Genomic DNA, 25444 nt, shown 5'->3' with positions numbered 1-25444 from the left:
GACCCACTAGCTACGGAATGATTGTGCCATCTTCTCATATGGTGTGATACTGAAATTAGCCGTATATTTTGTTTAAATGCTTGCAGGTGACATCAAAAACTCAGCTGTCTTATTGGTTATTTTGCGTGTACAAGGCATTTTTTGCCATGAGCGGGACTTGGTGCAGGTTGTGGCCTGACGGGGGCGGCGCTGAAGGCGCGCGCAAGTGCAGCCCGAAATGGTTTGGCGCGAAGCTGGTCATCATAAGGCAGGCTACGTGATGCCCGGCCTCCAGGCGTTCGTATGGGGGGGCGATTGAGGTAGCTGTCGTGATCTGTCAAACCCCATGTCAGAATTCCCGTAACAGCCTGATTTTCGAGTGCGGTCTCCACAACTGGAAAAACAGTATCTGCAACCAGCTGATCTCTCAAATGAAAATCATCAGGAAGTTTTCGATCGTTAACATCAAGCTCGGTTAGTTTTATTTTGAGTCCCATTTGGCGGACATCAGACAGAAAACCAGAGAGTTTTTTTTGCATCAAAGTTTTTGCCGGCTGTCAGGTGTGCCTGTAAACCGAGACCGTTTATGGGGACGTGTTGACTTAATAAACGGGATAACATGTTCAGTACGGCTTCCCGTTTAATATCACATGTTTTATTGGCCTCTTCTAAGCCGTAATCGTTGTAGTATAGACTGCATCGGGTGCAGCTGTATGCGCAGCTATAAGGGCTTCCGTAACCCAATCTAGACCAAAGGCGCGATAGAGTGGGGAGTTCCGGTACCCATTGGGAAGTCGGTGCATCGGTTCTATCGCTTCATTTGCAACATCCCATTCAAATACAGATTTTGAGAAGTGTGTAACTTCTTTTGTGATATGATCGCGCAATACGTTTTTGTTTTTACCAGCCCGTAGAATGTTTTTTGCCCATTCCGGTATGCTGGCCCCCCAAGCCAGGGTGTGCCCACGCAAAAGTAGGTTATTGCACATTGCGAACTGCGCTATTTTATCTGCAGCGGAAAAATCTTCCAGTCCAGTTCCGGGTTGGGTAGCCATCCATTTCATTTCCCACTCGGGAACGATGACGTTGCATTCTCTTGTAATCAGATTTGCCAGGGACTGATCATTGGTGACGGTATGTAAATTTATCGCCGCGCCATACAATAAGCCTTTGCGCGCTGCGAGATCTTTAAGTGCTACATAACCTGTTTCACTTAAAACCGGCCCGGTTGTCAGCGGTAGCGATCCAAGGCCAAGAATAAAATTGCGTCTGTCCATCATTGTACCGTTAAGTGAACAATTGTCGCGTGCCTTGCCCGTAATTCATCAAGGATCATTGGTAGGAGTTGCACTGTATTCGGCAAGCCATCATGCAGAAGAATAATTCCACGATCAACATGATCCAGCATGTTTTTAAAGCGTTCAAATGTTACATCAGGTGGATCGTTCCGCCAGTCTGCCGGGGTTAGATCGACACCTGCAACAGCAATGTTATGGCTCTGAGCCCACGCCAGTAAGTCTGAGGTGTCTCGTTCATCTGGAAAGCGGAATAGTCTTGGGCTGATTAGTGGGAGTGGTTTGCTAAACTCAGCTGTTTCAACGGCTTCATAGCCCTGCACAATCTCTGTTATTGCTGCGTTATAAGGCAGTTTTTGCAGTATGGCATGTGACCAGCTGTGGCTGCCTATGGTGTGACCATCTGCATATGCATCCTTTACCAATGTTGGGTTCTGGCTAGCCCTACGTCCAATCATAAACATTGTTGCTTTGACGCACTGTTCTCGTAATATTGCAAGTATGGCAGGCGTTGTCGATGTGAAAGGGCCGTCATCAAATGTTAATATATATTGGTGCGGTTTCAGTGGTAATATTGGGTACTGCGAATTTTTTCCAAACTTTGGCCATTCTTGCTGATGTATGGAAAGTGTACCGGATGTCCCTAGTACGTTTGTGTGTGCGCAGGGATCTGCTATTGCAGCGGCGCTGAGGAGCGTTTGCACAAATATAAGGCCGATAATTGCTTTAAATGCGTGCATTGTTTTGGGGGCTCTGTTGCAAGTCATTATATTCGTCAAATTATGATATGGGTCAAGTGGGTGCATTGTGGTGTTTACGTCATGCGTAATTGGATTTTATGCCAAGGTTTATGACTGCAAATGACAATGCCTATTCCTTATTATTATCTTTGTACTGATTTGTTTCTTTTGAGCGTTGCGATGTATATGCTGCGCACATAAAATTTTATTTTGTGTGCTATGTTTTTTATCAATTTTGTGGAGAGGAATGTATATACGGATTGTGATGATCGGTTCAGGGTATGTCGGGCTGGTTTCTGGTGCGTGTCTGTCAGAGTTTGGCCACAACGTCACCTGCGTTGACAAGGATGCGGGCAAGATTGATGGCTTAAAGAACGGCATTATTCCGATATTTGAGCCTGGGCTGGACGGTGTGGTGATCCTGACCGAGTGGAACCAGTTCCGCGCCCTTGATCTGGACAAGGTCAAAGCCCTGCTGAAGCGCCCCCTGATGATCGATCTGCGCAATATCTACGGACACGATATGATGCGTGAGGCGGGGTTTCGCTATCTTTCGGTCGGGCGCGTGTAATTTTCTTTTGGGTTTCGGACGATTTGGTGGTCGATTGTCGCCCTAATGGCGGGTATCTGTTGGACAATGCGCCACGGATTCACGCCCTTGCACTTGTCTGAGAAATAGCCTAAAATTAATTGTCTGACAAAATAAGCGCCGCAGAGCGCTGTTGAGGGGAGGCGGGCTGGCGTGATTTTTCCTTCGCGTTGCGCCCGAGTGTAAGCATGATCCGATTTCTTCGCGTTCTGATGTCCGCTGCGGTGGCCTGTACGATTTTCGGTGGCGGGCTGTCTGCCGCGGCTACCGACCAGGTGGATATCCACGATCCCGCCCTGGCCAAAGATGGCAGCACCTATTACCTTTACAGCACGGGGCCGGGGATCACCACCTATAGCTCGACAGACAGGGTGACATGGGCGCCACGCGGGCGTGTTTTCCAGGCTGAACCCAAATGGGCGCATAGTGTTGTTGCCAGCTTCGGCGGTCATATCTGGGCACCGGATGTCATCCGGCATGACGGCAAATATTACCTTTATTATTCCGTTTCTGGCTTTGGCAAAAATGACTCTGCCATTGGCGTGACTATAAATAAGACGCTTGATCCGTCGTCGCCTGATTATAAATGGGAAGATCAGGGCATTGTTATCCGCTCGGTTGCCGGGCGGGACATGTGGAATGCCATCGACCCCAATATCATTACCGATAAAAGCGGCACGGCCTGGATGACCTTTGGTTCCTTCTGGTCGGGTATCAAGCTGGTGAAGCTGAACGCAAGCTGGACCGGGCTGGCCGAGCCACAAGAATGGCATTCGATTGCTGCCCGTCCGCGTGGTGCCGGTGTCGATGAAAAATCCGCTGGGGATGGCGAAATCGAAGGGCCGTTCCTGTTCCATAAGGGCGACTATTATTACCTGTTTGTTTCGACCGGCTTGTGCTGCCGCGGCAAGAACAGCACCTATCGTGTAGCGGTTGGGCGTTCAAAAGACATCACTGGTCCGTATCTTGATAAGGCTGGCCGCGACATGGCCAAAGGTGGCGGCACGCCCCTCCTGGCGGAAAATAAAAACTGGGCCGGTTGGGGCGGGCAAGGTGTCTATGCGTTGGATGGCAAAGAGTATGTCGTCATGCATGCCTATGAAGCGGCCGACAATGATTTTCACCGTCTGAAGATTCTGCAGCTCAACTGGGATAGCAGTGACTGGCCAAGCGTAGACAATAAGGCAATCGATACCTACCGCAGTGTTCTGGTAAAGTAGTCGTTGCCCTATAAGATCGTAATTCTGGGAAGAAACCCTTTGGGGCAGCCGCAAATGGGGCCTCAATTAACATCTGGCAGATCATGAAAAGTTCAAAGCTTTCGATTTTGGAAAAAATCGGTTTCGGTAGTGGTGATGCCGCCGTCAATATCGTCTGGTCGGCGCTGGCGATTATCATCACCTTTTTCTACACCGACGTTTATAAGCTGAACGTCGCGGATCTGGTTTTGCTGGGTTTCCTGCCGCGCATCATTGATGCGTTTGCCGATGTTGCGATGGGCATCTATACCGACAGTCGCACCACGCGCTGGGGGCGCTATCGGCCGTATTTGTTCGCCTTTGCCATACCGTTTGGTCTGTCAATCGCGCTGACCTTTACCACCCCGGATCTGCCGTATATGGGCAAGCTGATCTGGGCCTATGGCACCTATACGCTGATGATGGTGATTTTCACCATGGTCACCATTCCGTACATCTCGCTGCCGGGCGTGATTACCGAAGATCCGCAGGAACGGTTGTCGGCTAACGGCTATCGGTTGTTCTTTGCCAAAGGCGCGTCGCTGATGGTCAACATCTTCGTGCCGATTTTTGCTGCCCGCTGGGGACAGGCACATATTGCCGAAGGCTATCATGTTGCCATGATGGTGATGGCAGGGCTGGCGACGCTGATCTTCTTCTTCTGCTTCTTCACCACCAAGGAGCGGGTGCAGCATAAAACCGTGCATATGCCGGTTTCGACACAGGTTAAGCTGCTGTTTCACAACAGCCAGTGGCAGTTATTGTTCTGGGCCTGCGTGATTGGCACCACCGGTTACATCATTCGCGGCTCGCTTGGTCTCTACTATGCCAAATATTACCTTGGCGGTGATGCCCAGCTGCAATCAACATTCGTTGGCGTTGGTATTATCGGCAACATCCTTGCCATGATCGTTTCCACGCTGCTGACCAAGTTCGTTTGTAAGATACAGGTTTTTCGCTGGTCGCAGATCATCACGTTTCTGCTCTGTATTGTGATGTATTTTGCGGTTGGTCAGCATGATGTTCTGCCGGCACTGGTGATTTATTTCCTGATCAACCTCATTGTCGATCTGCAGGGGCCGGTGTTCTGGTCGACGATTTCCGAAGCAGTCGACTATGGTCAGGTCAAGGACGGCAAACGGGTGGCGGGCCTTGCCTTTGGCGGCATCTCCTTTGCACAGAAGGTTGGCATGGGGATTGGTGCCGGTGTAACCGCCCTGTTGCTGATGATCTTCCAGTATCACGCCAATGTGGTGCAGAGCCAGTTTACCCTGAACGGCATTGCACTCTCGATGACGGTAATATCCGGCGTGTTTCAGCTTATCATGGGGCTGCTCATGTACGGCTATTTCATTACCGATACGTACTACAACGAAAACATCCGCGCTAAAGTTACTCAGGAATCCGCATGACTACGATTAAAATCAAAGCCGATCAGAGCGGCGTCAAGATCAACCCTTACATCTGGGGTATCTTCTTCGAAGACATCAACTTTGGGGCGGACGGCGGGCTTTACGCCGAGCTTATCAAAAATCGTGGGTTTGAATTCCCCGATGCTTTGATGGGCTGGCAGAAGATTTCGCCCAGCAAGGCGCGCGGCACACTGACAGTTCTGAGCGATGATCCCTTTAATGGCGCCAATCCGCATTATGTGCGGATTGCCTCGCAAGGCACCGACGTGTTCGGCGTCGCCAATGAAGGCTTCCGTGGCATTGGTGTGAAGTGTGGCGAGGCCTATAATTTCTCGCTTCAGGTCCGCAAGGTTTCCGGGGCGGCGACGCTGCGGGTTGAGCTGTACGGCAGCAATGGTGCCGTGCTGGCGACCGAACGTTTGTCTGATTTCTCTGGTGACTGGGCTGAAGTGAAGGCGGTGTTGCGCCCTTCGGCGACCGATGCAAAAGCCAAGCTGTACCTGTTGCTGGAAGGCGAGGGGACGCTGGATATCGACTTTGTTTCGCTGTTCCCTGAAAACACCTGGAAGAAGCGTCCGGGTGGTTTACGTGCGGACATGGTGCAGGCACTGGCCGATCTGAAGCCGGGTTTCCTGCGCTTTCCGGGTGGCTGTATTGTTGAAGGCAGCGAGCTGGATAAGCGGTATCAGTGGAAGAATACGCTGGGACCGGTGGAAGAACGCGGCTTTACGATTAATCGCTGGAATTACGAGTTCTTGCATCGTCCGGCGCCGGATTATTTCCAGTCTTTCGGTCTGGGCTATTTTGAATATTTTCAGCTCTGTGAAGACATTGGTGCTGAACCCTTGCCGATTCAGAACTGCGGCATGGCGTGTCAGTTCAATTCCGGTGAATTGGTGCCGCTGGACGAAATCCAGCCCTTTATTCAGGACATGCTCGACCTGGTCGAATTTGCCAATGGTCCGGTTTCGTCGGAATGGGGTGCGCGGCGTGCGGCGCTTGGCCATCCCGAACCCTTCAATATGAAGGTCATGGGTATCGGTAACGAGCAGTGGGGCCCGCAATATATCGAGCGCTATAAACTGTTCGTCAAAGCGCTTAAGGCAAAATATCCCGAGATTTTGCTGGTCGCCGCCTGCGGACCACTGCCGAATGATGAGCGTACGGAGTATCTCTGGCCCAAGTTCCGTGAACTGAAGGCCGATATTGTCGACGAGCATTGTTATGACACGCCGTCCTGGTTCTTTGGCAACACCCATCGCTATGACAGCTATGACCGCAATGGTCCGAAGGTATTCTTCGGCGAATACGCGGCCCAGAGCGACAAGATGGTCAGTGTCGAGAATACCAACAGCCTCGAATGTGCCTTGTCGGAAGCGGCTTTCATGATCGGTATGGAGCGTAATGCCGATGTGGTGCACATCGCTTCCTACGCGCCGCTTTTTGCCCATACCGAGGCCTGGCAGTGGACGCCGGATCTGATCTGGGTTGATAATCTGCAGGTGGTGCCGACAGCGAATTATTACGTGCAGCAGCTGTTCTGCCATTACCGTGGTGATGAAACGGTACCGGTGGAAAATGATGGCGAGACCGCGGAACTGCCGGTCTATGCCGGTGCGGTGCGCGATAACGCGGCGGGCGAGATTATCGTCAAGCTGGTCAATCCGTCAAATGTTCCGGCAGAGGTGCAGATCGAGCTGACCTCGAAGGTTGCGCCACTGGCAACCGAGATCGTGCTGGGTGGTGCCAGCCTGAATGTTGAGAACAGCTTTAGCGATCCCAAGGCGGTGTTGCCGACGGAGACGGTTGTCCCTGTTGCAGGCAATCATTTCCGTAAGAAATTGCAGCCGCGGTCATTTACCGTCCTGCGCTTGAAGGTGGTGTGAAGGCTCGCACTTCATTCGTAAGCCAAAAGATAACGGCGCGCACCCATGTGGTGGGCGCCGTTGTCATTTGGGGATTGAAAAGCCAGAATATGCCGGTGATTATTGCGATGCGCCCGGCATCAGGGCGAGCAGACCGGCCAGCAGCGCGCGCGGCGTTGGCGGGCAACCGGGAATATGCACATCAACCGGAAGAACCGCCGAGACCGGCCCGACAATGGCATAGCTGGCCGCAAACGGCCCGGCGCAGCGGGCACAATCGCCAGCCGCCACCACCCATTTAGGCGCAGGCATGGCGGCATAGGTCCGCTCCAACGCCACGCGCATATTGCAGGTGACCGGACCGGTTACCAGCAGCACATCGGCATGGCGGGGCGAGGCGACGAAATGAAAGCCATAGCGCTCCAGATCGTAATAGGCGTTACTGAGTGCGTGTATTTCCAGCTCGCAACCATTGCATGACCCGGCATCAACCTGACGGATAGACAGGCTGTGACCCAGCGTGCGGCGGGCTGCGCTTTGCACCGTGTCGGCAAGTTCAGCCAGCGCCGCCGCGTCCGGGGCGGGCGGTGGTTCGGTCAGGGCTGTCGCGCCCAGGCTTTCGAACAGCAGTTTGCGCATCTTACAGATCCGGCCCCGCGTAAGAACAGTTGAAGGATTTGTTGCAGAGTGGAAAATCCGCCACGATGTTGCCTTCGATGGCGGCTTCCAGCAGCGGCCATTGAAACCAGGACGGATCGCGCACGTGGCAGTGGGCAATGGTGCCGTCCGGGTTGATCCGTAGGAAGACAAAAATGTCGCCACGGAAGCCTTCCACCAGCGCGGCGCCTTCGCCTGCACCGGCAGGCAGTGGGCAGCGAACCTCCCCCCCGGGCAGGGTGGTGAGCAAGTGTTCGATCAGGGACAGGCTTTGTGCGATTTCGCTTAAACGGATGCGGATACGGGCATCAACATCGCCACGGAACAAAAGCGGCACCTGAAAGTCGAGCTGGTCATAGGGCGCAAACGGTAAGGCTTTGCGGGCATCAAAATCGCGGTTTGACGCCCGGCCAATCGGACCGCCCGCACCAAATTGCTCGGCCAGGCTCTGGCGCACTATGCCGGTGCGTACCGTTCGGTCCTGTAAAGACGCGGTATCTTCATAAAGCGCTACGATGGCAGGCAGGCGTTTTTTGAAAGCGGCAATGCCATGCCGGATTTTCTCAATCGCATCGGCGCCAATGTCGGTGGCGACACCACCGGGGACCACACAATCCATCATCAGGCGATGGCCGAAGACATTTGCCGCCAGGCGCAAGGCTTGTTCGCGTAAAATGCCGCAATGGGTCAGCATCAGGGGAAAGGCGGCGTCGTTGCAGATGGCCCCGACATCACCGAAATGATTGGCAATGCGTTCCCACTCCAGCATCACGGCACGCAAATGGGCGGCGCGCGGCGGTACGGTGCAGCCCAGCGCGGCTTCGACGCTTTGGGCAAAGGCCAGCCCATACGCCACCGTGCTGTCACCCGAGACGCGGGTGGCCAGCGTCGCGCCCTGTGCAATCGGTGCCCCGACCATCAGTGCCGCGCACCCACGATGCATATAGCCCAGCCGGGCTTCCAGCCGCACAATGGTCTCGCCATTACAGGTAAAGCGAAAATGCCCCGGCTCGATAATGCCGGCATGCACCGGGCCGACCGGAATCTGATGCAGGCTTTCGCCTTGTGCGGTCAGAAAGGCATAGGGCTCGCGCGCTGTGGCGGCCGAGCCGGACCAGTTGCCATGGTCAAGCCACGGGCGCGTATCCGGGGCCCCGTCGGGCACCAACCCTGTCAGATCGGCGATGGCGCGCTCTAACCGGATGGCGGGGGCGTGATAGCGCCCCAGTGCCGGGTAATGGCCATCCTGTACCGCAACGCTGATAATGCCGGTTTGTCCGTTGCCCGGATCCCGTAAGGCCGCATGCACCAGATTAGGCTCGGCCCAGTGCGCGACGAGCGAATAGCTGCCATCGGCCATATTCTGCGCAGCCGTTTGCCATTCTTCCCAGCGGACCTCGGTTCGTGGCCAGTGGGTGTTTTTTGCAGAAACGCTTTGGTTTTGTTCTGTCATGGCGTGTCCTATCCCAACAGCTTGGCGACATGCTGGAACCAGGCGGTGACGGGGCCAGGAAGATAGATCCCGGCAATCAGCACCAGCGCGAAATGCAATTGGGCGGGCCACAGCGAAACCCGGTCCGGTATAAGGCTGCCGCTTGGGCTGCCAAAGGCGGTATCGTTCAGGCGCAGAATTAATCCACCCAGTGAAATCAGTAAGCCTGCCACCAGTGCCAGCGCCAATAGGGGGTGCCAGGTGAAGGCGGAACTCACCACCAGAAATTCGCTGGTGAACACGCCAAAAGGCGGCAGACCGGCAATGGCGATAACGCCAGCAACGAAGACCCAGCCCAATGCCGGGTGGCTGATGGTCAGCCCACGGATATCGGCAAATTTCTGCGAGCCTTTAATGCGGACAATATGGCCGATGGTAAAGAACAGTCCGGATTTGGCCAGACTATGCATCGCCATGTGCAAGAGACCGGCAAAATTCGCCAGCGGGCCACCAATACCAAATGCCAGTGTGATAATGCCGACATGCTCGATCGAGGAATAGGCAAAGAAGCGTTTGATGCCACGGCGGCGATACAGCATCAGCGCGGCAATAAAAATTGATGCCATGCCCAGCACAATCATCATCGGGCCGGGGGCGAACACCGCCGGGTTGGCTGCCAGAATAATCTTGAAGCGCAAGATAGCATAGAGCGCCAGATTGAGCAGCAGGCCAGACAGAATGGCCGAAATCGGCGTGGGGCCTTCGGCATGGGCGTCGGGGAGCCAGGCGTGCAGCGGTACCAGACCGGCCTTGGTGCCATAGCCGACCAGAATGAAGACGAAGGCTATGTCCAGCAGCAGCGGATCGAACGATGCAGCGTGGGTGACCAGATTGTCCCAGCTCATGGCGGCAAGACCCGCCCCGGTGAAGGGCTGCGCCGCCAGATAGACGATGATGGTGCCAAACAGCGCCAGCGCAATACCAACACCGCCAAGCATGAAATATTTCCAGGCGGCTTCCAACGCCTCGTGCGTGCGATAGATGCCGACCATCACCACGGTGATTAGCGTTGCCATTTCAATGGCAACCCACATCAGCCCGGCAATGCGGGTCAGCAGTGCCAGATTCATAGCGCAGACAAGAAGCTGATACAGCGCATGGTAATAGCGCAGCGTGGAGGGTTTTAAGCGCCCGGTCTCGACATCATGCGCAATATAGCTTTTGCCAAAACAGCTTGTGGTGAAACCGACCAGCGCATTCAGGGCCAGAAAGCTGATCGATAAATCGTCCACCGCAATCATCTGCCCGGCGGGGCTGCTATGGTCGATCAGCATCCATCCCGCTGCCAGAAGTGTCATGAGCGAGGCCAGAATATTGAGCCATGCCCCCACCCGATAATTGGAAACCGACAGCAGCAGGATGCCGGCAATCGCCGGAATGAACAGAAGGTCGTCAGCGGGGGATAAGAAGCTCATCGCCGGTCCCCCCGGAAGCGGTCAATCACGGCGCTGTCAACAGTATCGAATCGTTCGCGAATCCGGAACAGGAAGATTCCAAAGATGATGAAGGCGACCAGAACCGAGAATGCCACACTGATCTCGACAACAAAAGGCATGCCGTTGGCACCGGTTCCGGCCAATACCAGACCGTTTTCAATCGACATGAATCCGATGACCTGACTGACGGCATTGCGGCGCGTGACCATCATCAAAAGGCCAAGCAGAACCACCGATAACGCAAAGGCCATATCCTCGCGCACAATAAGGTCTGCGGAAACCGCCGTCCGCATCATCAGAGCGACCGCCAGACCAACCAGCAGCATGCCTGCCATCATGGAAAGGCCGGTACCGACCACGGTTTCAACGCTGCGGTGAATACCAAGATGGCGTATCAGCCAATGCAGCGCCACGGGGATGATACCCGCCTTGAAGCCGAGGGCAATGAACGCGGTAATCAGCAAATGCGGGGCATGCTGCACATGGGCCTGCCAGGCAACAAAGACAGCCAGCACTAAAGATTGCCCGGCAAAAATATTGATAATCGGTGGCAGGCGGTTTTGGTAAAGCTGCAGAAAGCTCAGCAGAACCAGACAACCGGCGAGAAAGTTCGAGATGTCGAAACTGTTTGTCACCATGTTAAAATATCCGGGAGACGAGGCTGAGCAGGGCCGCCAGCAGGGCGAGCATCAGGCCGGTGCCAAGAAAATTGGGTATGCGAAAGACCCGCATTTTTGCGTCTGAAAGTTCGTACACCCCGATTATGCCCGCGGCCAGCATGAGCTTCAGCAGATAGAGCGCCAACGCGATTCCCAGCGCTATAAAACCATCGCCGGTTTGCGCGATGCCAATGGGCAGGAAGATGGCCGCGATCAGCGATACATAGAGCAGCAACTTTACCGAGGACGCCCATTCGATCAGCGCCAGATGGCCCCCGGAATATTCCAGCACCATGGCTTCGTGAATCATGGTCAGTTCAAGATGGGTGGCGGGATTATCGACCGGCAGACGACCGCTTTCGGCAATGGCAATGATGCCAAAGCCGACAAAAGTCAGCAGCAGCGAGATGTGCAATCCAACGGCGGGCGATTGCACAAAATGGGCAATGTCCGGCAGCCGTGATGAGCCGGTGAGCAGCGCCAGCGTAAAAATCAGCAGCAGCAACGCCGGTTCCGCCAGCGCGGCAATCATCATCTCGCGGCTGGCACCCAGACCGCCAAAGCTGGTGCCGATGTCCAGCCCGGCGAGGGCCTGTGCAAAACGGGCCAGTGCCAATAACCCAAACAGTGCAATCAGATCGACCATCGGTGTCAGGGCGACGCTGAAGGTAAGGGTTGGTACCAGTGTGGCGGCTACCCAGGTTGCTGCAAAAATGACGACCGGGGCAGCAAAATAAAGCCACGATGCGTTATTCGCGACGACGGTTTCCTTGCGGAACAGGCGGGCAAGGTCACGATAGGGCTGGAACAGGCTGGGGCCGATGCGGCGTTGCAGCCGTGCTTTTATTTTGCGCACCAGGCCGGTGAACAAGGGGGCCAGTGCAAGGATCAGGAAGATTTGGACCATCTCAAGGCCCAGCGCGCCGATCAGAACCATATCGCTAGCACCGTCAGTAAAAGAACCAGTGTCAGAAAAACGATCGTCAGATAGCGCCGGATGGTTTGGTATTGCAGTGGGTTGACGCGATCCGCCAGCCACGACACGCTGCTTTCAACCGGCGCGTATAAGGCATTCCAGGCCGGATCGTGCAGGGTGAGTTTGTGCTGCGCCGGCGAAATATCCCCCGGCGGTGGCATCATAACCTCTTCATGCGCACCAAACAAAACCGAGGCGAAAACCCGGCGCAGGGGCTGCGAAAAACTCGATGCAGAATATTGGCTTTGCACAATGTCTTCGGGGTGGCCGCAATCCCAGATCGCGCTGCGCCGGATGGTGCGATTGGAAAAATAGCGTAAGAATAAAACGGTTGCCGCCACGGCTGCGGCCAGGCTGATGAAAATCATCAGTCCGCCATAGCCGTTCGTATGGCCCGGCGCTGGCAACAGTGGTTGCCAGAAATGGGTCGCCGGTACCGTGGCGGTGGTCAGCAGCTGCACCGCATTGTGCAGGTGGGCAAGGATCAGCGATGGCACCAGACCGGTCACAAGACACAACACCGCCAGCAGAGCCATGGCAGCGATGGATACCGGATCGGTCTCGCGGGCGTCTTTTGCGGCAGCGCTGCGGGCACGGCCCAAAAAGCTGATGCCGAAAGCTTTGACAAAGGTCGCCGCTGCCAGCGCCGCCGCCAGCGCTAAAATGGCCCCCGCCGCCGGGGCAATCAGCCGAAGCCCCCATTGCGGAAATTCCGGGCTGAGGAAGATCGACTGAAACACCATCCATTCCGAGGCAAACCCATTCATCGGTGGAATGGCGGCAATGGCCATGGCACCGGCAAGAACGGCCATGGCGGTTTTTGGCATGCGGTGGATCAGCCCGCCCAGCTTATCCATATCGCGGGTGCCCGTGGCGGCCTGCACCACACCGGCACCGAAGAACAGCAGGCTTTTAAACAGGGCGTGGTTGAAGGCGTGAAACAGGGCGGCGGTCAGGGCCAGCGCGGCGGCGGCACCAAGGCCATTGGCCCGAAAACACAGCGACAGCCCCAGCGCGGTAAAAATGATGCCGACATTTTCGACTGTCGAGTAGGCCAGCAACCGCTTTACGTCGTTCTGCAACAGGGCATAGAGCACCCCCAGAAACGCTGTTGCCGCGCCGATGGCAATCACCACCATGCCCAGACGCCAATCGACGGGGCCGACCAGATCAAAGGCAATGCGGATGAAGGCGTATATCGCGACCTTGGTCATCACGCCGCTCATCAGGGCGGAGACGTGGCTGGGGGCTGCCGGGTGGGCCAGTGGCAGCCAGGCGTGCAGGGGGAACAGCCCGGCCTTCGATCCGGCCCCGATCAGCGCCAGCACCACAACCCACGCCGCTGCTGCGCCCTGCATATGGCCGCGCATGGCTGCGAAGCTGAAATGCCCTTCGGGCCCGGCCAGAAGGGCAAATGCCATCATCAGCAGCATGGTGCCGATGCCGGCCATTACCAGATAGATCAGCCCCGCCCGTAAATTCCCCGGCACGGTGCTGTGGCTGACCACCAGCGCCCAGGAGGTGAGGGACATCAATTCCCAGAAGATCAGAAACGAAAACGCGTCACCGGCCAGCAGCACCAGATTCATGCCAGCCAGAAAGGCCGGGAAAAATGGCAGCACCCGTTCTGGCACGCGTTCGTGGCGGCCATAGCCGATGGCAAAAAGGCTTGCTGCCAATCCACCCATATTGACGATGCCCGAAAAAACCGCCGACAAGGCATCGACATGGATATGCATGCCGATCCAGGGCAGGCCAAGCGGCAGGATGATGTCGTAAGGCGCGGCATGAAGGCCCATCACCGAGGCCATTGCGACAGCGCAAATCACAGCGCAGGCGCCATAGCATGCCGTCGAGGCCCAGGGCTTGCCCGCAAGCAAGACCGCAAGGCAGCCTGTCATCAGAAACGCTGCGACGCAGACCAACAAAGAACCGGCCATGTGACTGCCTTAAAGTTTGTATCGGCAGGGCCGCGTGGCCGCTTTTGTCCGGGGCATCGGTCCCGCACAAACAAACCGACGTAAACCGCATCAGGATACACGCTATGTTTGCGTGCGTGATCCAGTGCAAATGTCAATTGTCGCGCGATAAAGCGCGGGCCATGCCATACAGGATGACGCCCTGGGGTGCAATGAGAAATTAACCTAAATATATAACAGTAGATATTGATTAGATTAATTGTGATGTAAAAACATTAAGTATCTTGTTTAAGACTGTGGAGAGGTGTGTTAGAATACGATACGCACCAACGACACGATGCCGTGCCGCCGGGAACGAACTTAAGACGAGTTTTCGATGTCACATCAGCAAATTAGCGGGCGAGATATGTCTGCGACCACCCTCCCGTTGGGGGCGGCGGCTCATGCCATCTATCTGGCCGCATTAGATGAAAAACTGCCTCTGGCCGCGATTGCCGAATGTTCTGGGCATCCGCATCACTGGTTTGCCGCCAATATGCTGCAAATCATCGAGGTCATGGGGGATCGCCTGGAAACCGGCGCGTCCGAAGTGGTTTGCCGGATCGTCGCTGCCCGCTTGCAGCTGGATGCTGAAATCAAATCGCTTAAAGCGATCGCGACTGCGCAGCCGAGTTATGCGAATTTGTCGGTCGCATCGGCGCAGCTGCAGAAATATCTCGACTGGGCCCGCACGGTCTGTTGAGGCAATCTGCACCAGCCCCCTTTATGGTGGGGCCGGTGCAATTTTTATGGCTTTATACGCTGTTCGTTCAGGCTGGCTTCACCGATCAGAACCACATCCGTGGCCGAACGGTTAAGGCTGACGCTATAGCGGCCCGCAGGAATGTGCCAGTTGTTGGCCGCGGCATCGAAATTGGCAATCAGGCGCGGGTCCGCCGTCAGGGTAACCCGTTGGGTTTCGCCGGGGGCAAGGGATAGCTTGGTCATACCGATCAGGCGCAGCCGCGTGCGGCCCGCCGCATCGGTCAGATACAGCTGCGGGACATCTTTGCCGGCGATGGCTGCGGTATTGGTGACGTCAAAATGCACGCACAGCGTCGCGCCACCGCTTACGATGAGATTGCTATAGTCGAACTGGCTATAGCTTAAGCCAAAGCCAAAGGGGAATAAGGGCGTTGCCCCTGTTCTGGCAAACCAGCGATAGCCGACATCCGAACCTTCCGTATGCGGTACTTTTATGGCTTTTGCCGGGTCAAAGTCCCCACCGAAAATGGTCATGAACCTGTCGCCGCCTGCAATTTCCGCGCGGGGCAGTTGATCCAGACCGCGCGGAAATGTCAGTGGTAACCGACCCGAGGGGTTGACCACCCCGAACAGCACGTTGGCAATGGCCTGACCACCGCGAATGCCGGGATACCAGGCTTGCAGCACCGCCGCCGCATGATCGAGCCACGGCATGGTGACGGGGTTGCCGGTTTCCAGCACCACAACCGTGTGCGCATTGGCTTTGGCCACGGCTGTAATCAGCCCATCCTGTCCATCGGGTAAGCTAAGGTCCGGTGCGTCGACGCCTTCGGTCTGCCATTTGATGGCGAAGACCACGACCACGTCGGCCCAGCGTGCAAGTTTTTCTGCCTCGGTGCTATACCGGCCATCACAGAATTTGACCTCAGCCCCCGGTGCCAGCGCTTCGATGGCCGCCAGTGGCGAGGAGGGATGAAACACCATCTTGTTGGGAAGCCCGTCGAGCCGGTTACCGCCCAATGGCACATGCAGCGCATTGTCGGGTACGACCTGTGATGATCCGCCCCCGGATAATACCCCGAAATCGGCATAGCCGCCAATAACCGCAATGCGTTTAACCACGGGCGACAGTGGCAGAAGAGTATCCTGATTTTTCAGCAGAACAATGCCGCTTTCGGCGGTGTCCTGAGCCAGTTGGGCATGTGCGGTAAAATCGATCGTGGTCTTAGTGGCGGGGTGATCCGTCAGCCCCACGGCAAACATCGAACGCAGGATACGGCGAACCATGTCATCAAGCCGATCTTTCGGAAATGTCCCATCCGCGATGGCCTGTTGTAGTGGGCCAACAAAGTAAGGTTCGGAATCAAATTCTGCGGCGGACTGTTGATCAAGACCGTTCATGGCATAGTCAAGACTGTGCACGCCGCCCCAGTCCGACATGACCCAGCCGGGATAGGCCCAGTCACCTTTAAGCACGTCATTGATGAGGTGGGGATGCCCACAGCCATAGGCCCCGTTGATCAGGTTATAGGAGCCCATCACCGCACCGGGCGCGCCCTGTTCGATACCGATCTCAAAGGCCAGCAGATCGGATTCGCGAAAGGCTGCCTCCTCTATGACAGCATCAATAAAGTTGCGGTTGGTTTCCTGATCGTTGAGGGCAAAATGCTTGATGGTGGAAACAACATGCTGATCCTGAATGCCGCGAATATGCGCACCGCACAGCATGCCCGCCACCAGCGGATCTTCGCCAAGATATTCAAAGTTGCGCCCACCCCGCGGATCGCGCGCCAGATTGATGCCGCCCGCCAGCAAAATGTTGAGGCCTTTAGACCAGGCTTCATTGCCGATCATCGCACCACCGGCATAGGCGATGGCCGGATCGAAACTGGCCGCCGTGGCGATGGCGGCGGGCAGGGCCGTCGCCTGATCGCCGGGGCGCACATTGCCCGGGTTGGCAATGCCAAGGCTGGCATCGGTTTCCTGTAAGGCGGGCAGGCCAAGGCGGGCTATTCCGGCCACATAACCGGCCGAGCCAACCGCTTCGGTGGGGATTGGTGGCTGGTTCTTCACAAAGTCGAGTTTGACCGGCATCATGCCATAGACCAGCTGAAACTTCTCCGCCTCGGTCATAACGTCGAGCATGCTTTGGGCACGCGCATCCGGGCTTAAACCGGTGTCACGCCACGGTTGCGGGTTCGCCGTCGTGGCGTCCGAATGGGGTGTCGATGTCATGGCCTGTCTCCTGTTCGTCCGTAACAGAAACGGCCGCCCGTTAAAGGCGGCCGATCCCGGTTTACGCTATAGTATTGGCCTTATTTTTCCTGACTTGTCCAGTCCGCAATCAGGTCAAGGCGGCTCTTCCACGGGTCCGGTCCGGCTTTGGGGCCATCTTGCGTGAAGTCGAGAATTTCGTCGCTGGTCGCATCATAAACCGGCCAGTTGGGCAGGGGCGCACCCGTGGCAGTGTCAGCCCCGTTGGGATTACCGGTTTTGGCGAAGTTGATCCAATAGGCGCTGGCAGCATTGGCCATCGCCTGATCGGTAATGGTAATCCTGTCGCCGAACACATCCGCCACCGTATTCATCACATAGGGGATTTCGCTGGCATGCTGCGCACCTTTGTTGACGATGTACGGTGCCGCCGGTCCGTTCGCCATTGCGTCCGCTGCCGATGGGGCAACATACGAAAAGCGATACTGATAAACCGGTAGGCCCTGCGCCGCGAAGGCCCGTGCGGTAAAGCGGGCTGGCTCAACCATCATTTTGTCGGCCCCAATCTTTGCCGTAATCAGACGGAGATTGCCGCTATGGTCCGGGTCATAGGCGGCCAGCGCTTTGTCTTTGTTTTTGCCAAAAGGCGCAACGGCCCCTTCCACAGTTCTGGCGGTATAAAAACCAATATCTGCACTGGTGGCACCGATGATCAGCGGTACCTGCGCATTGCGGTGTGCTTCATAGGCGGTTTGCGGATCTTCGACCACCAGTCGCCCATCAATCGCCGGGCCGCCATAGGTCTCGGCCCCAGCGGGTTGCATCAGGCTTGACATGCTGAGGCCCGCGACAATCTTCTCGCCCGGCAGGGCGCGCAAAGCGGCCAGTGCGGCGGCATCGGTGCCCTCAATGCCATTGGCTTTGGCAAAATGGATGCCGATGGTTTCAAGCGATGGCCGCGTCGGTAAATCTTCCGAGACTTTGCGTGGCCCCATCAGAGCGCTGCGACCGCCACCGGATTCAATAATCGCCTTGTGAAACAATCCGGTCGCCATGGGGGACGTGAGCAGGGTGTGCACGGAGCCACCACCGGCCGATTCACCGAAGATCGTGACATTGCTGGCATCACCGCCAAAGGCGGCAATGTTGGCTTTGACCCATTTTAGCGCGGCAATCTGGTCCATATAGCCATAATTGCCTTTAGGCTCGTCAGGATGCTCTTTGCTTAAAGCCGGAAACGCGAAGAAGCCAAAACGGCCAAGGCGGTAATTGAAACTGACCAGTACCACGCCCTGTGCCGCCAGACCGGCCCCGTTATAGGTGGGGGAAGATGTGCCGCCATTGACGAAACCGCCGCCATAAATCCACACCATGACAGGCAATTTTGTTCCGGTCAGTTGTGTTGCGGGTCGCCAGATATTGACGAACAGGCAATCCTCGCTGAAGGGGGCGTGTAACGGGGCCGAGTCATAGGAGACCGGCTGTTGCAGGCAGTCATGCCGGAAGCGGGTGGCATCATAAACACCCTGCCAGGGTTGCACAGCCTGAGGCGCACGCCAGCGTAAATCCCCAACCGGTGGCGCGGCGTAGGGGATGCTTTTAAAAACCTCAACGCCCCTGGCACGGGTGCCCAGTAGCGTGCCATCCGTAATTGTCACCAGTGGGCCGTGCGCGGTGGCAGCATTGGCCATCGGCTCGCCATTGGTGGTGCAGGCGGCCAGCCCGATGCCCGCCGCCATGCTGATTGCCAGTCCCGTCAAGGTTTGTCGGGTCATAGGGTTCCTCTCCCAAATATTGTTATAGCGGGTTTCAGGCGCTGGCTTTTTCAAGCAGTGCCGTATCCTGCGCCGTAAGCTGCACGGCGGCGGCTTTGGCAAAGCTTTCAACATGGCTGCGCTTGGTGGCACTGGCAATCGGTGCGGTAACCGCCGGGCGGGTCAGCAGCCAGGCCAGTGCAATTTCCGCCGGGCTGGCATTGTGGTGGGCGGCGACGGCGTCCAGCGCCACCAGAATCTTCAAACCCCGGTCGTTGAGATATTTGGTGATGCCGCCGCCACGGGCGCTTTGTTTCAGGTCATCCTCGCCGCGATATTTGCCCGACAGAAAACCCGACGCGAGGCTGTAGTAGGTGATAACACCAAGCCCCTCTTTGGCACACAGATCCGCCAGCGGACCTTCAAAGCCGCTGCGGTCATACAGGTTATATTCCGGCTGCAGCACCTGATAGGGCGGCAGTGTTTTGGTTTTGGCGACATCCAGAGCGTCGCCAAGCTGTGCCGCATTGTGGTTGGAGGCCCCGATCGCACGGATCTTGCCGCTTTTGAGCAGCGTGTCATACGCGCGCAAGGTTTCTTCATAGGGTGTTTCGGGATCGTGCCAGTGCGAAAAATACAGATCGATTTGTTCAATACCAAGCCGGGTCAGGGAATTGTCGACTTCCTCCAGAATCCAGCGCTGTGAAAGTCCCTTTTGCCCGGGTTGCTTGAGGTCAGAGCCGATTTTGGTGAAGATCTTCACCTTGTCCCGCATACCGGGGCGGGCTTTAAGCCAGTTGCCGATGATGGTTTCGGATTCGCCACCTTTGTTGCCCGGTGCCCAGATGGAATAACTGTCGGCGGTGTCGATGGCGTCGAAACCGTAATCAACAAAGGCGTCAAGCACGTCAAAGCTGGTCTTTTCGTCGATCGTCCAGCCGAAGACATTACCGCCGAAAACAATAGGGGAAATCTCGATCCCGCTATGGCCGAGTTTGCGCTTCTGCATAGAAAATCTCCTTGGTGTGGCAAAGGTCAGAAAATGTGACCGCCTGACGTCCCATGCCCGGGTTTCCGGCAGGGGCGGGTGGAAATACGAAGGCTATCTTGTGCGCAAGCTGGCCTGGTGCGCAAGCCAGCCAAGGGTTGAATTTACCTTGAAATGTCCCGGAATGCTTTAAGTCTGGGGTGGGGGGGTTGAAGCCGGCATCCAAAAAGCCTATTTTAACCGGATGTGGCAGAAAAAGCCTTGGCATCGTTGGATGGCGTTTGTGGTTGCGGCGTTGTTTCTGTTCGCCGCAGAACCAAACACCATGGCTATGCCGGTGGCGTCTGCGCCTCAGCCATCGCATGCGGTTATGCCGCCCTGTCATATGGCCATGATGGCTTCCGCCATGGTGATGACGGGACATGATGCCAGCCCGAACGTTCTGCCCGGCCAGCCTTCCCCCTGCAAAGGGATGCTGATCTGCGCCGGTATGTTGGGCTGTTATGGTGTCAGTGCCATGGACAGCCATCCGGTATTGGTGTTTCACTCGGCCCGTGCCGATGCCCCTGCCAGTATCGTGATGTCTGTGCGCGGCATCACCCATCCGCCGCACAATCCCCCCCCGATCGCCTGAGCAATCGCTGGTTCGTTACGGCTGAGCCGCTTGCGGCTTTGCCGGAAGTCACGATTGTATCAGGAGTATCTATGTCCAAACTGTTTTGGGCGGCGTTCAGCCTTGTGCTGGCGCTGACCGGTGCTGTGCCCGCATCTGCGGCCACGCATCTGAAATTACTGGCTGCCGAAGCCCCCTCGGGCGTTGTTACCCGGTTGCGGGTGCAAATTCTGGGTGATGACGGCAAGCCGGTCGCCGGGTTGGTGACGGTCAAAGATCTGCGGGTCGATATGGGGCCCGACAAGATGAAGGATATGACCACGCCCGCCAAAGCCATCCCATCCAAAGACGCGGGTGTGGTGCTGGTGGAAACCAATCTTTACGCGCCGGGGCGCTGGGCGGTTATTGTGTCCGGCACTGTCGGGGGGCAATCCTTTTCGGGATCGGTCGTGGTTACGGCCGTGATGAAAAAGGCCGAGGCCTCACCGCCACATATGACAATGCAAAAGGGGGCGGCGCTGCCGCCCCCCAACGCGGCGCGAAAGATCCTCTATTATCGCAACCCGATGGGGTTGGCGGATACGTCGCCAGTACCGAAAAAAGACGGGATGGGGATGCCCTATATCGCGGTTTACGCCGACGAGGTGATGCAGAAACCCGGTACCATTCGCCTGACGGCAGCGAAAATTCAGCGGGCCGGGGTGCGCCTTTCCACCGTGCGCCGCCAGTTTTTAAGCAAACTGGTGCGGGCCCCCGCGCAGGTGGCCGCGGATGAAAATGGTCAGGGGGTGCTGACCGCCCGTTTCAGCGGGTTTATCGAGAAGATGTATGTCTCGCAGACCGGTGACACGGTGCGGGTTGGTCAGCCGTTGATGCGGGTGTGGATCGACAGCACCGATGTGCTGAGCAAGGAAGCCGATTATATCGGCGCGCTGGACAGCCATAGCGATAAATATGCGGCGCAGGCTGCCGCAGTGTTACGCGAATATGGTATGCCGGGCTTTGAGATTGCGGCGCTGGCCAAAACACGGATTCCCAAACGCGAAATGACCATTGTGGCGCCGATGAGCGGCACCGTAACCGATAAGCCTGCCATTGCCGGAATGCGTTTTGCCTCGGGCGATACCTTGTTCCGCACCACCGATATGCGCCGGGTCTGGGTGCTGGCCCAGATCAGCGAGCGCGATCTGCCTCAGGTCAAAGTGGGCCAGAGTGCTGAGGTTTTGTTCCGTGATGCACCCGATGCCAAATTCTCCGGCAAGATCCTCAAAATATACCCGGAACTCGACAGTGCGACACGTACGGTCAAAGCCCGTATTGCGGTGGAAAATGCCGGGGATCTGTTGCGGCTTGGTCAGTATGCGGATGTGCGCATCAATGCGGCGGTGGGCCATAGCCCGGTTCTCAGCGTGCCCTATTCAGCGGTGATTGATGACGGCAGCCGTACGGTGGTGTTTGTGGCGCTGGGGGGCGGCGTGTTTGAACCAAGGCCGGTCAGGCTTGGTGTGCATAGCGGTGACGTGATTGAGGTGCGCGCGGGTTTGCGTGAAGGCGATCAGGTGGTCACATCCGGTAATTTCCTGATTGATGCCGAAAGCAATCTGCAAACCGCCCTGCAAGGCTTCCAACCGAAACGAGCCGCCCAATGATCGCCCGCATCATCCACTGGTCGGCTGCGCATGTCTGGACTGTGCTGGCTGCCGCTATCGTTGCCATCATGGCGGGCGTGTATGCGCTTTCTGTCATTCCGCTCGATGCCATTCCGGATCTGTCCGATACCCAGGTTATCGTCACTGCCGATTATGATGGTCAGGCACCGCAGGTAGTGGAAGATCAGGTGACGTTTCCGCTGACCACGGCGTTGCTCAGTGTGCCGCATGCCAAGGTGGTGCGGGGGGCATCCTTTTTCGGAACGTCCTTTGTCTATGTGATTTTTGATGCCGGTACCGATGTCTATTGGGCCCGTGCCCGGGTGCTGGAATATCTCAATGGTGCAGCCAGCAAGCTGCCATCCGGCGTGACGCCGAAGCTTGGGCCCGATGCCACCGGCGTGGGCTGGGTTTATGAATATGCCCTGACCGGTAATACGCAGGATCTTGGACAACTGCGCAGTTTGCAGGATTGGCATCTGCGCTATGGGCTGGCCAAAACCGAAGGCGTGGCCGAGGTGGCCAGTGTCGGCGGTCAGGTGAAGCAATATGCGGTTATCGTCGATCCTAACCGGATGCGCAGCTATGGTCTGACGCTATCGACCATCCGTGATGCCATTGCGGCTTCCAACACCGATGTTGGCGCGCGCACGGTGGAACTGTCCGAGACGGAATTCATGATCCGGGGGCGCGGCTATCTGAAAAGCCCGCATGACCTCGACCATATCATGCTCAAGGCGGAAAACGGCACCCCGGTGACGCTGGACGCCGTCGCCCATGTTGAAATTGTGCCGGACGAGCGCCGTGGCCTGACCGAACTGAACGGGCAGGGCGAGGTGGCCTCGGGGATCGTGGTGCAGCGTTATGGTGCCAACGCACTGACTGTCATTGCGGCGGTAAAACAGCGCCTTGGCGAATTGATGCCAAGCCTGCCTGCCGGTGTCAGCCTTGTTCCCGTTTATGACCGCTCGGAATTGATCGGGCGGGCCATATCGACATTAAAAAGCACCCTGCTTGAGGAATGTCTGATCGTTGCCTTTGTGTGCTTTATTTTCCTTCTGCATGTACGCAGCGCGCTGGTGGCGATTGTTACGCTGCCGGTGGGCATTCTGATTGCCTTCATTGCTATGGCGGCATTGGGTATTGAATCCAACATTATGAGTTTGGGCGGAATCGCCATTGCCATTGGCGCCATGGTTGATGCGGCGATTGTGATGATCGAAAACGCCCATAAACGGCTGGAGCATGCCGGACCTGATGAAAGCCGTGTCAGGGTGCTGGCGGCGGCGGCGGCCGAAGTTGGCCCATCGCTGTTTTTCAGCCTGTTGATTATCACGGTATCTTTCCTGCCGATTTTCGCGCTGGAGGAACAGGAAGGCCGGATGTTTCATCCGCTGGCCTTTACCAAAAGTTTTGCTATGGCGGCGGCGGCTTTTCTGTCGATCACCTTAGTGCCGGCTTTGATGGCACTGTTTGTGCGGGGCAAAATTGCGCCGGAAGCGGCCAATCCGGTCAATCGTTTTCTGATCCGCCTCTATCGGCCGATCATTGATACCGTGCTGAAGCGGCCGTGGCCGACACTGGCGCTGGCGGCACTTGTCTTACTGGTCAGCCTGTATCCGGCCACGCGTCTGGGCAGCGAGTTTATGCCGACGCTGAACGAAGGCACCTTGCTCTATATGCCGACGACACTGCCCGGCCTGTCGATCACCAAAGCGCGTGACATCCTGCAGCAGCAGGACCGTATTATCAAAAGCTTTCCGGAGGTCGCCACCGTTTGGGGTAAGGCTGGGCGCTCCGACAGCGCCACCGATCCGGCCCCGCTGGAAATGTTTGAAACTGTGATCAACCTCAAGCCACAGGATCAGTGGCGCAAGGGTATGACCATCGACAAACTGGTCAGTGAAATGGATGCGGCTTTGCAGTTTCCCGGTATTTCTAATGCCTGGACCATGCCGATCAAGGCCCGCACCGATATGCTGTCCACCGGCATCCGCACCCCGGTCGGGGTGAAGGTGTTTGGCCGCAATCTTGATGAAATCGAGCGGGCCTCGCGGGCGGTTGAGGCTGCCGTGCGCCGGGTTCCCGGCACCACCAGCGCCTATGCCGAGCGGGTCAATGGCGGTTACTATCTTGATATTACGCCGGACCGCAGCGAAATCGCCCGATACGGCCTGACCATTGATGATGTGCTTGATGCCGTATCCGAAGCGGTTGGCGCTTCCGCCATCACCACAACGGTCGAGGGGCGGGAGCGTTATGACGTGGTGTTGCGGTTCCCGCGCGATGTGCGTTCCGATCCCGATGCGCTGGCGGATAATACCATGATCTCGCTGCCATCCGGCGGTGCGGTGCCGCTGGGCGAGGTTGCCAGAATTACCCGTGCCAAAGGCCCCGCCATGGTGCGCACCGAGGACGGGCAACTGGTGAATTATGTTTACGTCGATTTTGCTGGCCGGGATCTTTCCGGCTATGTGCAGGATGCCCAGACCGAGGTCACAAAAGACGTGACATTACCGCCCGGTGCCTATGTCCGCTGGAGCGGACAGTTTGAATATCTCGAACGGGCCCGGGCGCGGCTGACCATCGTTATTCCGGTCACGCTGGGCATCATCATGCTGCTGCTCTACCTCAACTTCCGCCGCTGGTCAGATACATTGATCGTGATGCTAACCTTGCCGTTTGCGTTGGTCGGCGGCGTCTGGTTGATGTTTGCCATGGGCTTCAACCTGTCGGTGGCATCTTCGGTCGGCTTCATCGCGTTGGCGGGGGTGGCGGCGGAAACCGGGGTCGTGATGCTGATTTATCTCAATCATGCCCTTAAGGCAGCCAAAGCGCAAAATGGGCAGATTACCCTTGATATTTTGACTGCGGCCGTACGAAGCGGGGCGGTCGAACGGGTGCGGCCCAAGATGATGACCGTGACCGCGATCATGGCCGGGCTGGTGCCCATTCTGTGGTCGCATGGCACGGGGGCCGAGGTGATGCAGCGCATTGCGGTGCCAATGATTGGCGGCATGGCCAGCTCAAGCGTTTTGACGCTTGTGGTGTTGCCGGTGGTGTTTTTTCTGGTCCATCGCCCTAAAACGCATACGGGTACGGACCGGTTAAAGAACTTCCGGTTTGACTTTTTCCGCAGGCGGCGTTTAGGCTGACTATAGCGCAAGTCGCTGTAAATGAATGTTTTTTGCAGCCATTGGCAACATGTTCTGCAGTGGAGAATAG

The 25444-nt window shown here is 56.7% G+C and carries 19 protein-coding genes and 2 pseudogenes; 9 read left to right on the top strand and 12 right to left on the bottom strand.

What is annotated here, in order from left to right; all coding sequences use genetic code 11:
* Positions 1–116: 116 nt before the first annotated feature.
* From ACZ5RI_RS10325 to ACZ5RI_RS10315, 3 genes and pseudogenes are all read right to left on the bottom strand, one after another.
* A complete protein-coding gene (locus ACZ5RI_RS10325; protein WP_464512501.1) occupies positions 117–518 on the bottom strand; it encodes an endo-1,4-beta-xylanase in 402 nt (133 codons plus the stop codon).
* Positions 487–1256 (bottom strand): annotated as a pseudogene (locus ACZ5RI_RS10320) (endo-1,4-beta-xylanase). Before ACZ5RI_RS10320 ends, ACZ5RI_RS10325 begins: the two are co-directional and overlap by 32 nt.
* Positions 1256–2014 carry a polysaccharide deacetylase family protein gene (locus tag ACZ5RI_RS10315; protein ID WP_464512497.1) on the bottom strand — a complete coding sequence of 253 codons (759 nt, stop codon included), beginning with the start codon at positions 2012–2014 and terminating at the stop codon, positions 1256–1258. Before ACZ5RI_RS10315 ends, ACZ5RI_RS10320 begins: the two are co-directional and overlap by 1 nt.
* Before the next feature lie 253 nt (positions 2015–2267).
* On the opposite strand from ACZ5RI_RS10315, the pseudogene ACZ5RI_RS10310 reads away from it, so the two are divergent.
* The 5 genes and pseudogenes from ACZ5RI_RS10310 to ACZ5RI_RS10290 all read left to right on the top strand — a co-directional run.
* Positions 2268–2432: pseudogene (locus ACZ5RI_RS10310) on the top strand (NAD-binding protein); the annotation flags it as partial.
* A complete protein-coding gene (locus ACZ5RI_RS10305) occupies positions 2427–2585 on the top strand; it encodes a UDP binding domain-containing protein (RefSeq protein WP_464515586.1) in 159 nt (52 codons plus the stop codon). The pseudogene ACZ5RI_RS10310 and the gene ACZ5RI_RS10305, both read left to right, overlap by 6 nt.
* Before the next feature lie 206 nt (positions 2586–2791).
* Positions 2792–3823: a family 43 glycosylhydrolase gene (locus ACZ5RI_RS10300; RefSeq protein WP_464512493.1), complete on the top strand. Its 1032-nt coding sequence runs from the start codon at positions 2792–2794 to the stop codon at positions 3821–3823.
* Between the two features lie 83 nt (positions 3824–3906).
* Entirely contained in the window at positions 3907–5253 is a 1347-nt protein-coding gene (locus ACZ5RI_RS10295) for an MFS transporter (RefSeq protein WP_464512488.1), read from the top strand.
* The gene (locus ACZ5RI_RS10290) at positions 5250–7139 is read left to right on the top strand and encodes an alpha-L-arabinofuranosidase C-terminal domain-containing protein (RefSeq protein ID WP_464512485.1); all 1890 of its coding nucleotides are present in this window, start codon (positions 5250–5252) and stop codon (positions 7137–7139) included. The genes ACZ5RI_RS10295 and ACZ5RI_RS10290 overlap by 4 nt, the downstream gene beginning before the upstream one ends.
* Positions 7140–7238: 99 nt before the next feature.
* On the opposite strand, the gene ACZ5RI_RS10285 is transcribed toward ACZ5RI_RS10290, so the two are convergent.
* The 6 genes from ACZ5RI_RS10285 to hyfB are packed head-to-tail and all read right to left on the bottom strand — an operon-like array spanning position 7239 to position 14239.
* A complete protein-coding gene (locus ACZ5RI_RS10285) occupies positions 7239–7757 on the bottom strand; it encodes an NADH-quinone oxidoreductase subunit B family protein (protein ID WP_464512481.1) in 519 nt (172 codons plus the stop codon).
* 1 nt (position 7758) lies between these two features.
* Entirely contained in the window at positions 7759–9228 is a 1470-nt protein-coding gene (locus ACZ5RI_RS10280; RefSeq protein ID WP_464512477.1) for a hydrogenase large subunit, read from the bottom strand.
* Between the two features lie 8 nt (positions 9229–9236).
* Complete coding sequence (locus ACZ5RI_RS10275; protein WP_464512473.1) at positions 9237–10682, bottom strand: hydrogenase 4 subunit F; 1446 nt, start codon at positions 10680–10682, stop codon at positions 9237–9239.
* Entirely contained in the window at positions 10679–11341 is a 663-nt protein-coding gene (locus ACZ5RI_RS10270; RefSeq protein ID WP_464512469.1) for a hydrogenase-4 component E, read from the bottom strand. Before ACZ5RI_RS10270 ends, ACZ5RI_RS10275 begins: the two co-directional genes overlap by 4 nt.
* Position 11342: 1 nt before the next feature.
* Complete coding sequence (locus ACZ5RI_RS10265) at positions 11343–12299, bottom strand: respiratory chain complex I subunit 1 family protein (protein WP_464512465.1); 957 nt, start codon at positions 12297–12299, stop codon at positions 11343–11345.
* Complete coding sequence (hyfB, locus tag ACZ5RI_RS10260; RefSeq protein ID WP_464512460.1) at positions 12290–14239, bottom strand: hydrogenase 4 subunit B; 1950 nt, start codon at positions 14237–14239, stop codon at positions 12290–12292. Before hyfB ends, ACZ5RI_RS10265 begins: the two co-directional genes overlap by 10 nt.
* A gap of 424 nt (positions 14240–14663) precedes the next feature.
* Between hyfB and ACZ5RI_RS10255 the strand changes: the two genes are divergently transcribed.
* The gene (locus ACZ5RI_RS10255; protein ID WP_464512457.1) at positions 14664–14999 is read left to right on the top strand and encodes a hypothetical protein; all 336 of its coding nucleotides are present in this window, start codon (positions 14664–14666) and stop codon (positions 14997–14999) included.
* A gap of 44 nt (positions 15000–15043) precedes the next feature.
* On the opposite strand, the gene ACZ5RI_RS10250 is transcribed toward ACZ5RI_RS10255, so the two are convergent.
* From ACZ5RI_RS10250 to ACZ5RI_RS10240, 3 genes are all read right to left on the bottom strand, one after another.
* On the bottom strand, positions 15044–17236 hold the full coding sequence (locus ACZ5RI_RS10250; protein ID WP_464512453.1) for a beta-glucosidase: 2193 nt from the start codon (positions 17234–17236) through the stop codon (positions 15044–15046).
* An 80-nt stretch (positions 17237–17316) separates the two neighbouring features.
* Entirely contained in the window at positions 17317–18990 is a 1674-nt protein-coding gene (locus ACZ5RI_RS10245; protein ID WP_464512449.1) for a carboxylesterase/lipase family protein, read from the bottom strand.
* 34 nt (positions 18991–19024) lie between these two features.
* Positions 19025–19978, bottom strand: coding sequence for an aldo/keto reductase (locus ACZ5RI_RS10240; protein ID WP_464512444.1), 954 nt, complete (start codon positions 19976–19978; stop codon positions 19025–19027).
* 253 nt (positions 19979–20231) lie between these two features.
* Between ACZ5RI_RS10240 and ACZ5RI_RS10235 the strand changes: the two genes are divergently transcribed.
* The 3 genes from ACZ5RI_RS10235 (at position 20232) to ACZ5RI_RS10225 (ending at position 25374) form a co-directional block, all read left to right on the top strand.
* Positions 20232–20591, top strand: a complete 360-nt coding sequence (locus ACZ5RI_RS10235; RefSeq protein WP_464512440.1) for a hypothetical protein — start codon at positions 20232–20234, stop codon at positions 20589–20591.
* Positions 20592–20662: 71 nt separating this feature from the next.
* Positions 20663–22219 carry an efflux RND transporter periplasmic adaptor subunit gene (locus tag ACZ5RI_RS10230; RefSeq protein WP_464512436.1) on the top strand — a complete coding sequence of 519 codons (1557 nt, stop codon included), beginning with the start codon at positions 20663–20665 and terminating at the stop codon, positions 22217–22219.
* Positions 22216–25374 (top strand): efflux RND transporter permease subunit, encoded by a 3159-nt coding sequence (locus tag ACZ5RI_RS10225; RefSeq protein WP_464512433.1) that lies wholly within the window; start codon positions 22216–22218, stop codon positions 25372–25374. The genes ACZ5RI_RS10230 and ACZ5RI_RS10225 overlap by 4 nt, the downstream gene beginning before the upstream one ends.
* Positions 25375–25444: the final 70 nt, after the last annotated feature.

The organism is Micropepsis pineolensis, assembly GCF_055392125.1.
This window is presented reverse-complemented; position numbering and strand designations above follow the sequence as displayed.